This window comes from Echinicola sp. 20G, assembly GCF_015533855.1.
GTDB lineage: Bacteria > Bacteroidota > Bacteroidia > Cytophagales > Cyclobacteriaceae > Echinicola.
In genome coordinates this window covers 1,864,638-1,879,508 of sequence record NZ_AP024154.1, presented here as the reverse complement: position 1 = coordinate 1,879,508, position 14,871 = coordinate 1,864,638, and the positions used below count along the sequence as shown (strand labels likewise).

General features: G+C 40.7%; 10 protein-coding genes. 6 read left to right on the top strand and 4 right to left on the bottom strand.

What is annotated here, in order from left to right; translation table 11 throughout:
• Window positions 1-138: 138 nt before the first annotated feature.
• Window positions 139-3,804 carry a two-component regulator propeller domain-containing protein gene (locus JL001_RS08265; RefSeq protein ID WP_200975643.1) on the top strand — a complete coding sequence of 1,222 codons (3,666 nt, stop codon included), beginning with the start codon at window positions 139-141 and terminating at the stop codon, window positions 3,802-3,804.
• Window positions 3,805-4,290: 486 nt separating this feature from the next.
• On the opposite strand, the gene JL001_RS08260 is transcribed toward JL001_RS08265, so the two are convergent.
• The gene (locus tag JL001_RS08260) at window positions 4,291-4,842 is read right to left on the bottom strand and encodes a hypothetical protein (protein WP_200975642.1); all 552 of its coding nucleotides are present in this window, start codon (window positions 4,840-4,842) and stop codon (window positions 4,291-4,293) included.
• 301 nt (window positions 4,843-5,143) lie between these two features.
• Here JL001_RS08260 and JL001_RS08255 point away from each other — a divergent pair, with 301 nt between their 5' ends.
• Window positions 5,144-6,475, top strand: a complete 1,332-nt coding sequence (locus tag JL001_RS08255) for a glycoside hydrolase family 28 protein (RefSeq protein WP_200975641.1) — start codon at window positions 5,144-5,146, stop codon at window positions 6,473-6,475.
• A 490-nt stretch (window positions 6,476-6,965) separates the two neighbouring features.
• On the opposite strand, the gene JL001_RS08250 is transcribed toward JL001_RS08255, so the two are convergent.
• Window positions 6,966-7,367 (bottom strand): hypothetical protein, encoded by a 402-nt coding sequence (locus JL001_RS08250; RefSeq protein ID WP_200975640.1) that lies wholly within the window; start codon window positions 7,365-7,367, stop codon window positions 6,966-6,968.
• Window positions 7,368-7,451: 84 nt separating this feature from the next.
• Complete coding sequence (locus tag JL001_RS08245; RefSeq protein ID WP_200975639.1) at window positions 7,452-7,706, bottom strand: FUSC family protein; 255 nt, start codon at window positions 7,704-7,706, stop codon at window positions 7,452-7,454.
• A 262-nt stretch (window positions 7,707-7,968) separates the two neighbouring features.
• On the opposite strand from JL001_RS08245, the gene JL001_RS08240 reads away from it, so the two are divergent.
• The 4 genes from JL001_RS08240 to JL001_RS08225 all read left to right on the top strand — a co-directional run bounded on the left by JL001_RS08240 (window position 7,969) and on the right by JL001_RS08225 (window position 12,163).
• The gene (locus JL001_RS08240; RefSeq protein ID WP_200975638.1) at window positions 7,969-9,093 is read left to right on the top strand and encodes a glycoside hydrolase family 88 protein; all 1,125 of its coding nucleotides are present in this window, start codon (window positions 7,969-7,971) and stop codon (window positions 9,091-9,093) included.
• A 100-nt stretch (window positions 9,094-9,193) separates the two neighbouring features.
• Window positions 9,194-10,492 carry an acetylxylan esterase gene (locus JL001_RS08235; protein WP_200975637.1) on the top strand — a complete coding sequence of 433 codons (1,299 nt, stop codon included), beginning with the start codon at window positions 9,194-9,196 and terminating at the stop codon, window positions 10,490-10,492.
• Window positions 10,493-10,546: 54 nt separating this feature from the next.
• Window positions 10,547-11,317 carry a GDSL-type esterase/lipase family protein gene (locus JL001_RS08230; RefSeq protein ID WP_200975636.1) on the top strand — a complete coding sequence of 257 codons (771 nt, stop codon included), beginning with the start codon at window positions 10,547-10,549 and terminating at the stop codon, window positions 11,315-11,317.
• 60 nt (window positions 11,318-11,377) lie between these two features.
• On the top strand, window positions 11,378-12,163 hold the full coding sequence (locus JL001_RS08225; RefSeq protein ID WP_200975635.1) for a polysaccharide deacetylase family protein: 786 nt from the start codon (window positions 11,378-11,380) through the stop codon (window positions 12,161-12,163).
• Between the two features lie 75 nt (window positions 12,164-12,238).
• Here the strand turns inward: JL001_RS08225 and JL001_RS08220 are convergent, their stop codons facing one another.
• Entirely contained in the window at window positions 12,239-14,860 is a 2,622-nt protein-coding gene (locus tag JL001_RS08220; RefSeq protein ID WP_200975634.1) for an alkaline phosphatase D family protein, read from the bottom strand.
• Window positions 14,861-14,871: the final 11 nt, after the last annotated feature.

The window sequence follows — 14,871 nt, the reverse complement described above, 5'->3', positions numbered from 1 at the left end:
AATAAACAATCCAGACAGGTATTGCCAAATAAGGCTGAAAGCTGAATAGAACCAAAATCCATTGCATGTAAGTGCCCCATGGTATATCAAAAAATAAATTTTATTTTCGTTACTGGCATCATTTACTACTCGGCAAACATGTCCCGAATTTTGAAAATCTCTTTTGTACTACTTTCTCTATTTCTGTCCATTGGGAAAATGGGATATGGACAAAACACCCACTTGAAATTTGAACACCTTACAGTAAACGATGGGCTTCCTCAAAATTCAGTCTATTCAATTACAAAAGACAAATATGGCTTTATCTGGTTTGGAACTTGGGGAGGAGCTGTCCGCTACGATGGCTACCATGTCAAGGTATTCCGAGCCAATGAAAATGATTCCACAGCCCTTTCGGACAACAGGGTCAGCGCAATTGTAACTGATTCACTGAACAATATTTGGATAGAAGTAGAGCCCCGGGACTATTTGTTTCTTTACAATTATGAAAAGGAAAACTTTCACAGAATCCCTAGGGACAACACTCCTTCATACATCCTCGATAAAATCAATATCCAATACCGGTACTCCGTAAAAAGAGCTTCTAATGACACCTATGAATGGTTCACCTCTTCCAACGGACTTTTACAGATCAACCGACAAACAGGCGACTCCGTACTTTATCAAGCCGATCAAAACGATCCTTCCTCCTTATCAGATAACATTACCAAATACATCTACTTGGATGACCAGCAGCATTTTTGGGTAGGGACGCAGTCTGGTGGTGTCAACCATGCTGACCTGAACACCAAACCTTTTGTCAATTATCACAAAGGATCAGAAGGAAAAGGCTTGGTTGACAATGTCGTCAGGGCCATGACTGTGGATCATCAAGGCAGAATTTGGGTTGGCTCAGAAAACCATGGAATCACCATTATTGATCCTTCGAAAAAAGAAAACAAATACACGTATATAGGCAGTAAATTTCTCAACGATTTGATGATCCGAAATTTATTCTGCGACAGCCAAGGCTTAGTTTGGATAGGGACCAAAAAAGGGCTGGTATATTATGACCCTGCCAAGGATGAGTTTAAAAACTGTAGCTTGAACATGTGCCACCCCAGTGTATTTGCGATAGCAGAGGACCAACAAGGTGCCATTTGGGTAGGTACTTATAATGGACTTGCCCTATACGACCGCAATTTAGATGAGTTTCATTGTATCAATAAAGCATCGGGATTAGCTGGAAACCAAATTATGGACCTGTTGGTGGATCAGGAAAACAACCTTTGGGTAGCTACAGAAGAAGGTGGACTGAGCAAGCTCTCCCCTCCCCCCAATTTTATAGGCAAAAAGGAGTTTACCATCACCAACTATACTGAAAATATAGGCCAAGAAAATGGAATTCTCAGTAATCGAATTTATTCGTTGGCAGAAGACAAAACGGGAAATATATGGGCAGCCACAGATGCTGGCCTGAGCCAACTGAGTCCAAGAAATAATCGATTTCAAAACTTCACCAAGCAAAACGGCCTTCCAGACGACTTTACCACAGCCTTGGCAGCTGATGCGCAAGGGTCTATCTGGGTCAGTCACACCAAAGGACTGACAAAAGTAAATGCCGAGACTGGCGCAATGCAAAGCTTCAATATGCAAGATGGCCTTCAGGGCAATGAGTTCAAACAAAATGCAGCTTTTCAGCATGCTCCCAGTGGAATGCTTTTTTTTGGTGGATCAAATGGTTTGACATCTTTTCAGCCCAGCCAAATCAAAGCCAATCCCTATCCCCCAAAGGTAGTTTTGACACAGCTCGATGTCATGCACCAAGATGTACAAATAGGTAATAAGGTCAATGACCGGATAATCCTTGAAAACGCCTTGCTGGCTACTGAAGAGATTACGCTCACTTGGTGGGACAAAACCTTTATGCTAGAATTTACAGCTTTGCATTACGCCAACCCTCGCAGCAACAAATACAAATACATGCTGGAAGGGTATGATGCAGATTGGATTTTTACAGATGCCTCCCGACCCACTGCTTCCTACGCCAACCTTCCCGCAGGAGATTACACTTTTAAGGTCCACGGAGCCAACAGTGATGGTCTCTGGAATGAAACCGCTACGACCTTAAAAATCAAAATCCTTCCTCCCTGGTGGCTAAGCTGGTGGGCAATGCTAATCTATTTCATGCTGTTTTGCACCTTGGCTTGGCTCGTGTACCGTTACTTGAATTCAAAAATTCAGCTGCGCAAAAAAGAAGCCATACACCAAGCCAAGCTCCATTTCTTCACAGAAGTATCCCATGAATTCAGGACACCCCTGACGCTGATCATTGACCCGCTGGAAAGGCTAATTGCTGAAAAACCCCAACAAAAGGTAGCGGAGCAGTATTACCAACTGATGCACAGAAACGCCCAACAATTATTGGCCTTGGTCAACCAGTTGCTGGATTTTAGAAAACTGGAATCTGGGCACTTGCAGCTAGATTTGGAAAATTCCGATCTAGTAGCCTTTGTGCGCAGTCTCGCAGCCTCATTTGAAGAAATGGCCAAACAACGGCAAATTTCTTTCAAGGTAACGACCAACTCAACACCACTGATTATACCTTTCGACCATGCCAAGCTGACCATGGTACTGAACAACTTGCTATCCAATGCCTTCAAATTCACCCCTAATCAAGGAAAAATCACCCTGGACCTAAAGGAAACCAGTCAGCCCAAGAAGGGAGTAATTATCCAAGTAAAAGATACCGGACAAGGCATCTCTAAAGAGGAATTGGAAAAAGTCTTTGGGATTTTCTATCAAGCCAGCAATAATAAAGGGCAGTACAAAGGCTCTGGAATTGGCTTAAGTCTCACCAAGGAGCTAATCGCACTACACGGAGGCAAAATCATGGTGGACAGTGAATTGGGAAAGGGATCTTGCTTTTCAGTTTTCCTTCCAGACAACACAACATCATCAGAAACTTCACGAACAGTAATCACCAACACTGAACCTCTTTCTTTTGAAGACAAGGGAGATGAGAAAAAGAAACCGGTTTCTCACAATAATGATCCTGATCGAGCTGTAATTTTAGTGGTTGATGATAACGATGACATTCGAACTTACGTGGAAATGAACTTTGATCAGGAATATCAAGTACTCACTGCTAACAATGGTTTGGAGGGCCTTGCAAGTGCAACAAACCATATTCCAGACTTGATCATCAGTGATGTGATGATGCCGGACATGAATGGGTTGGAGATGTGTGAAAAATTAAAAACTGATGAACGCACCAGCCATATTCCGATCATCCTCTTGACCGCTAGGCAATCCGCCGCAGCCAAAACAGAGGGCTATGAAACGGGCGCCGATGCGTATGTGACCAAGCCTTTTGACACATCTGTTTTAAGGGCCCAGGTCCACAACCTTCTTGAGCAGCGGAAACGCTTACGGGAACTTTTTTCCAATGGCTCTGCCAAGGACTTGAAGAAAATTGCGGTCAATGCTACGGATGTGGCTTTTCTTGAAAAAACCCGCCAGCTAATTGAATCCAATTTAGAAAGTGAAAACTTAGACATTGACTCACTGGCGGAGCAGTTAAATATGAGCCGCTCCCAGTTTTACAGAAAAATCAAGGCTTTGACCAATAAATCCGCATCAGATTTTGTCACCTCCTTTAGGATGAATCAAGCTGCAGAATTCTTGTTGAGTGGCCAATACAATATTTCAGAAACGGCGTACAAAGTCGGCTATAGCATCCCCAATAATTTCACCCGGGCTTTTGCCAAGCACTTCGGTTCCTCTCCAAGCCAGTTTATCAAAGAAAAGACTGAAAACAATTAAACAACTGAAAAACAACAGCTTTCCAAACCTATCATTTTCCAGGATGTTCAAAAATGATAGGTTTCTGCACGTTATGGATAGCCCTTCTCAGCTAAATTTTAGCAGATTGAAGAAGTTTAGTTAAACTAAGCTTAGGGCTAATAATTTCAGTAAGGTCTCCATGGTTTGCGAGAGTTGGACTAGTTTTAAATGTTCTTTGTGCTCAATAAAAGAATTAACAAATGATCCAATCCATCCACCATGGGGATTTTATTTTTTTAACTCAAAGGGAGCTCAAGATAAGCTCTCAAAATCAGAGTAATAATAAATAGTTATAAACTCTTATTGTTTTTGACTTATTCCAAATCTAATGGTCCCCACATCTCACCCAGAAACTTGTATAAAGGAAGTACTACTTTTAAATCATATACCTCAACTTCATTTTCTGTTCCTACTATCCATTTTTTAATGAATAAAATTAAGGCTCAATCATTATTTCAAAAACGGTTACTCGCTACGAGATATCGCTTTCGTTAAATAGAAGAATTCTCTTTCCAGCTCATGAGCCATTCTATTGATACTTTTTCTCATCATTAGGTAAGGTATTCCTAACAGAAAGGCTGCATGGATAATTAAAAATGGTATAGCAAAGCCAACTTCCTTTCCTCCGACATTTTCGTTAAATATTAACACTACAATAAAAATTGAATAAAAAATTGGCAGGATTATGTAAAAAGGCATCATTGCTCCATTGAATCCATTTATTTCTGTTTCAACAATCAGTAAATCACCTCTCTGTACATATGTCCCCTTGGCAACAGCCAAGTTTAGATTCATATCTAAAAAACGCCTCCTTCTTTTTATTTTAAAGTGGTCAAACCTTACATAACCTTTATATTCATTTTTACTAGATGAAAAAATATCAAAAGCATCTGACATAAAACCAGTACTACCTTCATCTACATTTCTTTTAAAGTTACTAACAAAGTCATTTTTTTGAATATTTAACTCAATGGATATATCCTTAACCAATTTTAGTTTCCTTAAGAAGTCTTTCATCTTTGTACCTTTTTGTTTTCTACACTATAAGCGCCTTTCAATCTTTTTAATATTTAAAAGACTCTTTTTCCATCTACAACAGCCTGAAAAATAAACAAGCAATAAAACTAAGATTTTCTTATAGATTATAAAATACCTGTTAGGTTAAAAACTTAGAAATATCAGAACAATACAGGATTGATCTATTTAATGGATTACCTAAATTCCCTTTTCAAGCTTAAAAATAAGAGATCGTAGAAAACCATAGGCCAAATCACATAGATTGACTGGACAATTAAACCAACAATAACCTGAATACCTCATGAGAAACTCCCTGATTTTATTCCTTCTCCTTACCCTTTTCAACACTAATTCTTTTGCACAAAAAGACACTTTTCCTGATGGCTCTCCTGTGCCAGATTGGTTCAGTGACACCCAAGCTACTGATATTGACCAACTGGGAAAACATTACCGAATTACAGACTTTGGAGTGGTAAAGGACAGTACCCTTTTACAAACAGCGCAAATCCAAGCCATTATAGACAAGGCACATCAAGAAGGTGGCGGGGTAATTATCATCCCGGCAGGGACTTTCCTAAGTGGTTCTTTGTTTTTCAAGCAAGGCACTCACCTACATTTGGAAGAGGGTGCTGTGCTTAAAGGCAGTGATGACATCAGCCACTTTAAGCTATTGATGACACGTATTGAGGGACAAAACCGCAAGTACTTTGCTGCGCTGGTCAATGCTGACGGTTTGGATGGTTTCACCATTTCAGGCAAAGGCACCCTCAATGGCAACGGCCTTCGTTTCTGGAAAGCTTTTTGGCTCAGAAGAGAATGGAACCCGAACTGCACCAATGTGGATGAAATGCGTCCTCGCCTGCTCTTTATTTCCAATAGCAAGAATGTGCAAGTATCCGATATCAGCCAGATCAATTCTCCATTTTGGACTTCCCACTATTACAAATGCGAAAATGTGAAAATCTTGGGCTTGTATATTTTTGCTCCACACCAACCTGCAAAGGAAAAAGCGCCTAGCTCAGATGCCATCGACTTGGATGTCTGCAAAAATGTATTGGTCAAAAACTGCTACATGTCGGTCAATGACGATGCCATCGCCCTGAAGGGCGGGAAAGGACCAAATGCAGATAAGGACCCAGATAACGGCGGCAACTACAACATCATCATTGAAGACTGTGAGTTTGGCTACTGTCACAGCGCCTTGACCTGTGGAAGTGAATCAATTCACAATAGGAATATCATCTTGCGTAGAACGAAGGTTTCTCATGCGACCCGTTTGCTATGGCTCAAAATGCGTCCCGACACCCCGCAGCATTATGAATATATCCAGCTGGAGAACATCAGTGGAAATGCAGCCAATATGCTCTATATCAAACCTTGGACTCAGTTTTTCGATCTAAAGGGTGAAAGCGGCATCAAAACTTCTGCTGCAAATAACATATCTTTCCACAATATCAATCTGGAATGTGATCGCATCTTTAATACCCAATCTTCAGATCAATACCAGGTGTCTGAAGTAAGCCTAAAAAACCTGAGTCTTTCTGCTCCTGAGGAAAAAGGAATCGATATCGATTATATCCATAATCTTCAACTGGAGAACATTACACTTAATGGTGAAAAGATAGCTGAATAAGGTTTTTCACTTAGTAGCCAGAACAGCAAAACATCATGATTTCAAGATACCACTCACTATGGTCTGGCCAAAGATAAAAAGGAGGAACACAGATAGGTATTATCCATTCACTACAAATCTGTGTTCATCTGTATCTATCTGTGGACTATATATTAAACTGTTCCAGATAGATCGAATTTCTCTTCAAATCTATTCTTGGCACTTAATATAAAACCCTTTCACTAAATACCTGATTTAACGATCATCCAAACCATTAACATGTTAACAATCAGCCCGATAGTTTTGAGTTTTAAGTCATAGGCAACCCTATCTATTATCTCTCCTTTATTGTACTTACCCTTTCATAACCTAATATCCTTAAAAGCAGGGGTGCTTTTGCCTTGGATTTTAGAGACAATAATCAAATAAACCCAATAATAAAATGCTCCCTAGTAGTCCCAGAATCCCATTAACCAATTTATTTTCTTTCAAAATACGCTTCACTCACCTTTTAGCTCTCTTGATCAATTAGGTCTTTCAATTGTTTTGGGATGGCTATTCGAAAAGCGGTCTCGCTAAACTTTAGGCGCTGGCTTTCAAGTTGTTTCAAATACACTTTATGTAACGTACCATTTTCATAAATGTAAAGCCCTTTTTCTATCGTTCCTTCACCTTCTAAACAGATTGTTTTTTCTGAATTAGCTGTTATTTCAAGTGTACCCACCCGATCAAATCCTAATTGATTGTTGTGCTTGTAGAGCGTTACGGATTTTGTTGTTTGTCCATCATTGTCCATTGTGAAACTGGTAGGAGTGGAAGCACCAAAGCAGCTCCAGGAGGATTCCACTCCACTGCAACTGGCCATAAAAGTGGTTAAAATTATTGCAAGAAAAAGTCGTCTCAAATACTTCATTGTTTTAAATATAATTAAGGTTAAACTGAGAAATTTTATTCCTCTTAGGTGTGATTCAAATTGAGTTTGTAATCCAAGCTCGTTTTACCCTTCACTCAAATTCCTTTCTTTCAAAATTTGCTTTAAGTCCCTGGCTTTAGCCTTGTTCTTACCTGCTATGGGAAGGTAAACCAAGGGCAAAAAAGTAAGCAACCCAAAGCCATTGACCAGGGAGCTATAGATGGCAATCCCCACCAAAAGCCCAAAGAGGGCTGCGTCATAAATTTTGGTAGATTTCATTTTCTTAGCTTCCGCTAATAATTCCTCATCCGTAAGCAATGCTAATTTTCCTTGTCCCATCTGATTATCAATCAAAATGATATTTTCTTCAAACCTTCAAGCTTTAAAACTAATGCTTTCTTATTGACAACAAAATACCTCAGACTAGGTATTTTGTTGTATCTCTTGTTACTATCAATATCTTAAATGATTAGAATATTCCTTTCACAAAGACTTCAGCTTCTTAAACCTTCGATCAGGACATATCAGCATGCCCGATTACTAGCAAGTTTTTATATTAGGGAGAGTAATTGCATCAATGCAAAAAACAATTCAATATATCATGCAAAATAACCGTATAGCTGTCCTCCTTATTGCCTTATTATTTTCGGCTGGCTGGACCAAGGCACAAGAACTTCCCTCTCAAAAGGAAGTCATGGACCAGATGGTCTTGACCAATCAGTATCTAATGAACAAATGGCCAGACCCTGGTGTCAATGTCATCACCAACAGAGAACGCCCCAGCAACCTTTGGACCCGTGCGGTATATTATGAAGGATTGATGGCCCTTTATGCTCTGAAAGATGACAAAACCTATTATGACTATGCCGTAAAATGGGGAGAAGCACATCACTGGGGGTTAAGAAATGGGGCCCAAACCCGACACGCCGACAATCACTGCGCAGGCCAAACTTATATCATGCTATATGAAATAGACCCACAGCCCGAAAGGATCCGGGATATCCAATCTTCAATTGATGATATGATAGAGACTTATAAAATCAATGATTGGGATTGGATTGATGCCCTGCAAATGGCCATGCCGGTCTTTGCCAAGCTCACCAGCATCACTGGGGACAAGAAATATTCTGAGCGCATGTATGAAATGTACATGGATACCAAAGTCACCCAAGGGCTTTTTAATCCTATTGATGACCTTTGGTGGAGAGATAAAGACTTTCTGCCTCCCTACCAAGAACCTAATGGCAATGACTGCTATTGGTCACGCGGCAACGGCTGGGTAGTGGCGGCTATGGTGAGGACTTTGGAGTTTTTGCCCAAAGATGATCCCCATCGCTTTGAATATATCAATATGCTGCAACGTATGCTCAAATCCGTTTTGACGGTACAGAGAACCGATGGATTTTGGAATGTCAGCCTGCATGACCCTACCCACTTTGAGGGGAAGGAAACTTCTGGCACCGCCCTTTTCCTCTATGGAATGGCCTGGGGAGTCAATAATGGCCTGTTAGAAAAAGATGTCTATATGCCTGCCATTACTAAAGCTTGGAATGCCATCTCCAAAGAGGCCGTCCATGACAATGGCTACTTGGGCTTCCTTCAAGGTACAGGAAAAGAACCCAAAGACGGACAGCCTGTGACTTATACTAGCAAACCTGATTTTGAAGATTATGGTCTCGGTTGTTTCCTTTTGGCCGCTTCTGAGATGTATAAATTGGTCAAATAAGCGACTTCGACTTACTATTTTTAGGTTATTCTAGCTTACTTAAAGGAAGTTGGAATAACCTCTCTTTTTTATTACACCTAAGTATTAACGCACATCAGATATGAAATCAATTTATCTTACTGTTTTATTTTTTCTTGTAACAGTTTCGTCTTTTGCTCAAAATTACCCTTCCCGAAGTAATGTCTTATGGGTAACAGAACCAAATCATCAGGATTGGCTTTATCAGATAGGTGAAGAAGCATCTGTAACCATTTCACTGTATGAGTACGGTATCCCAGTACATGATAAAACGGTATCCTATCAAATCGGTCCTGAAATGATGCCAGCAGATCAAGAGGGTGAAATAGTGTTAAAAAAAGGAAAAGCCAAGCTATCACTAGGGACTTCCTCCATTCCCGGTTTTAGGGATTGCTGGTTTACAGTAGTGCTAAATGGAGAAATATACAAGCATCATGTAAAGGTCGGGTTTGAGCCAGAGAAATTAGAACCTTTTACCCAATTCCCTGAAGATTTTATAAGTTTCTGGGAAACCGCTAAAAAAGAAGCTGCAAAATGCCCTATGGTCGTAGAAAAGACTTTTGTCCCCGAATATTCCAATGACAAATTGGATTGTTATTTAGTTAAAATACAAGCCTTTGAAAAAGGACAACAAGTATACGGGTACCTCACGATTCCAAAAAAGACAGGCACATTCCCAGTAGTTTTTGCTCCTCCAGGTGCCGGAATAAAGCCTATGAACCCCTTAAAACATCTATTTTATGCTGAATCTGGAGTCATCCGCTTTGATATGGAAATACACGGAATTCGGCCTGATCTAGATGCTGATGCTTACAAAGAGATCAGCAATTCTTTTGGAAATGGTGACAATAGCTATCTAGTCAATGGCTTGAACAATCGGGACAATTACTATATGAAAAAAGTCTACCTCTCTTGTGTGCGGGCATTGGATTTTTTGACCACGTTACCAGAGTGGGATGGGAAAAACCTGATTGCACAAGGTGGTAGTCAAGGAGGTGCCTTAGCCTTGATTACAACAGGCTTGGACGATAGGATAACAGCTTGTGCTGCAAACCATCCTGCTTTAAGCGATATGGCAGGATACAAAGGGAATAGAGCTGGTGGTTATCCTCATTTGAACCGTTTCAATGACATGCTGACACCCGAAAAAATCAAAACCCTGCAGTATTATGATGTGGTTAACTTTTCCAAATTAATTGAAGTTCCTGTCTTTATGACCTGGGGGTACAATGACAACACCTGCCCTCCTACGACCAGTTATATTGTTTATAATGTTTTAAAAAGTGAGAAAGAAGCTTTAATTACTCCAATCAATGAGCATTGGGTTTCTGAAAAAACTAGAAGGGTGATTTTGAAATGGATAAAATCTAAACTTAAATAGCAACCAAAGTAGATTCCAAACCACACACCAATAAAAGTTTTAACCCTATTCATTATGAAAAATGGACAACAATACCCTCGCCACACCTTATTGATCATTTGTCTACTCTTTCTAATCATTGGCTGTGGCTCTTTTAAAAAGCAGACTGGTGATCTGGTTCTTTACCCAACAGAAAAAGTAGTAACTAAATACCATAATGAATGGACTGTCGGCCATTATCAAAAAAGGATAAAAGCCTTTCAAGAAAATCCACTAAACTTTGGAGATATTGTATTTGTCGGCAACAGCATCACCGAACAAGGAAAAGATTGGAGCGAAAAGTTTAATTTGCTCAATATAAGAAACAGGGGAATATCAGGGGATGTAACCGATGGCGTTTTAGCTCGATTGGAAGAGATTGTTCATTATACCCCTAAGGCTGTTTTCTTACTCATCGGTATCAACGATTTGTCAAATTACCATCAGGAGAATGAACCGAGACCAAATGTAGTTTACCATAGCAAAATCCCTTCCCCAGAATATATTGCAAAAAACATCATCAAAATCGCAATAACAATCCAAAAGAGAACGCCTAAAACCCAAGTTTTTGTTCAAACAATTCTACCCAATGCCAAGCCTGAAATGAAAGAAAGTATCGATTTGATAAATCAAATTGTCAAAGAAAATGAATCTAAATACGAATACCGCATCATTGACCTCAATAGATATTTCATCGACCAAGAAGGCCTGATGAAAAAGAACTTGACCAATGATGGAACCCACCTCAATGAGCAAGGATATGCTGTATGGGTGGAAGCTGAAAAATCCATTGTCAATGGACTTTAAATTATAAAACTAGCTCTTATCTTTTCATTTTAATCGAGTACTGAAATTAATTCATAACCAATGCAAAAACACCTCATACTTCTGCTTGTTACATTTTTCCCATTGGTTTGTTTCTCCCAAATTATTAAAAAACCTATTCCTGACAAACTGGTGGTATTGACCTTCGACGATGCTCCTGCCAGTCACTATTCATTAGTGGCTCCCTTACTCAAAGAACATGGGTTTGCGGCCACCTTTTTTGTTTGCGAATTTCCTCCCAACTATGCAGACAGCAGTCTGTATATGAACTGGCGACAAATTCAGACCTTGGACAAAATGGGTTTCGAGATAGGCAACCATACCCAATCCCATACCCATGTGGACCAGCTGAATGAAGATGAAATCAAATTTCAGTTAAGCTATATCGAAAACAAATGCGATTCCTTGGAGATATCCTCACCAAAGAGTTTTGCTTATCCAGGATATGGCCTTGACAGTTTATCCTTGAGGGTCCTTGATTCCAAAGACTATGATTTCGCCAGGGCAGGAGGAAGCCGTGCCTACGATCCCCTAAAAGACCATCCTTTTTTAATCCCAAGTTGGGCACCTCAAGCAGAGAACAAAAATGAAATCATGGCCGCGCTCCAAGAGGCGAAAAATGGAAAAATAGTTGTCTTGACTTTTCATGGCGTTCCGGATCTGGAGCATCCATGGGTCAATACCCCTCCAGAACTATTCAAAAGCTATTTGGAGTACTTGTCCAAACACAATTACAAGGTCATCGCTTTAAAAGATTTAAAAGAATTCATCAATATACCTTTAGCCAAAAAGCTCCATCCTGACCTGAGTAAATCGCTTAAGAATTAAAGTCACTGACAGATTGAAAAACAGCAGGCCCATGACCTGCTGTTATACTTCCTGTTTAACTATGCTGAAAGCTGCCTATACTTTAAAAGAAACAGTCCGAAAAGCCCCTTCTTCATTACTAGGCACCAAGCCCGCCAGCACTTGAGATTGTCCTGATTCCTCTTCTTGGATGATAGCGGTATATTTACCCTTTTCGAATACCTTAGGTCTAAAACTATTCCCCTTAATCCTCAAGCAATATTCCGTCTGTCCGGTGGCTTCATTGACCAGTTTCAAAACCGGATCTGGTTTGCCTTCTATTTTCAGTAACGGAAGGTACCCAACAGCCTTTCTGGCGTAATTATCATCTTGGGAAACCATAACTGGCCATCCTTCATATTGCCCATCAGGATTCTTTTCGGGATCCACATACCTAGGCCAACATTCCAACTTCATATTTCTGGCGGATTTGTCAAAGGTCACTATCCCATATCCTGTTGCCCGATCATAAATGAGCGCAGGCTCTCTCCCACTTTGGGAGGGATTGGCCACGGCATGTATGGTCATCTTATTCCCAAAGCCATCATGAAAGTTACCTGTATTTTTGGATTTTCCTGGCAGCGGTTGATGCTCATCGCTCAATTGGGGCCACCATCTCCTGGGGAAAAGATTATTGAGGGCAGGTCCTGCAAAGGCATATCCTGAATCTCCGAATTCATCCACCCCATAATGCACCACGCTGGCCAAATGCTGGTCACCCGCAATATGTAAGGCAAAGGACTTCCTGATAATTTTCAAGGCTTCATCCCTACCTTTTTGAGGCCAGCCATTGGAATCCATATCCGATGTCGGCGCATCTCCAGAGACATACTCCCCAGGGGTCGGGATAGGCAATTTCGGAACGATACTATCGATAATACTTCCTTCAGGCAAGGTGGCAACAGTACAGAAGTTGGTCTGGGACAAAACTGCCTTCATCTGTACTGACTTGGGCCAATTTACCGTCCAACTTTCAAGAAATTCCAATTGTCTTTCTCCCAATAACTGGGCTTCAATATCATAGTATTTTTTAATATCGAAATCCCGATTTTGGATAAAACCATTGGTGACTTTTGCTTCTTCAGGGAGTACATTTTTTGGGGCAGTCTTGAACTTTCTATCTTCTAAAATCGCAAAACTGACTCCACCATAAATCCAATCTGTATAATAGGTACCAATCCCTTGTTTGACAGGACTTGGGTCATAGGGATCCGGTAAATGTCCCGTTTGTGTCTTCTGAACCATATTCACCCATTCTGGAGGCATTTTATATCCCCCTTGATCTTGGGCGACATAGCCCCAACCTTCATCCGAGGGAGCATGCTTACCTCCTTCGCCCCACACATTTCCATGATAAACATCATGGTCATCTGGGATAAAGGCGCTGGGAATATGACGGAATATTTCGCGGTAGGACCAACCAAACATGTACCATTTACGGAGATAGTCCAAGGAGGATTTTTCTATGGGAGAGGTTTGTATTCCAAAACCTCCCGTACTTTCATAAAACTGATCCCCTAAAAACACCGCTAAGTCTGGCTGATGTTTGGCCACATGCTCGCTGACTTCCCCATCTGGAAAGCCATAATCTGCATTACAGCTAAATACAGCCATTTTCACCTGAGACATAGCTGTAGGTTCTTTGGCAATAGTCCCCTCATAAGTATAAGTTTTCACTTGCTCCAAAAGAGGCAATTCCAAATGAACCTGATAATGAACAGCATCAGTTTGTTTCCAATTTTCTATTCTAAACTGTGCCACCCTTCCCATGGGATCCACCTTACTTTCCTGTATAGTTTCCCACTTTCCATTGGTTTTAGTTTTCAAGGATATCTTATGACCTGCTATGGCCTCAATCGGAGCCAGCTGGGCATTCAACTTAAGCGTATTTTCATGCAAGGTGTACTGCGCAAAGCAAATCGGCCCAAATTCACGATCTTCAAACTGCAACACTTTTGCTCCATTTAATTTCCAATGGGAAAAGGCCACAGAAGGCTGATCACTTCCTTGTTTGGATTCACCAGGAAAATGAGAAACCAAAGCCAAAGCTCCTGAAACAGCCGCCGAAGCAATCCCCTCAACCTGATGCACTGCTAACGTATCTCCGCTTTCAGAAAGGGCTGTCAATTTCAAATTATAAAGCCCTGCTTTAGGCTCAGCCTCTAACTTCAAACTCAGGCTTTGGTTCAAAGGTATACTTTCAGCATTTTTATTATCTCCAATAAACAACTTCCCATCTCCTGTGATACCGGCATCGAGCCCTTGGCCAAACACCGCAGCCGATCGATAGTCATCAAATTTTCCTTTTGCCCCTAGGCGAAAACCGGCATAGACATCTGAACTTGCATTTTCTGCCAACCAATCCAGGGTAACATTGAACTCAAAACCGCCCGTTTGATCGCCTAATTCATGGGACAATGTATATAGGGTCCTGTTATTACCTTGCACCACACAGGTGGCTTTGCCTTGTCTGATTTCCCAATCTTGCAGCCTATTTCCCCAAAACTCCGGACCAACCCACTTCATGTCTGGCCAAAGATGCCAAGGGCTTTCATAGCTTTTATTATTTGTTAGTGTTAAAGAAATCACCTTCCCCTTTTTCAAAGGTGTTCCTCCTAGCAAAACATGTGGAACAACAGAACTTAAGGCAATGGCTTTAACAGCATGTCTTCTTTTCATATTTCAAAAAT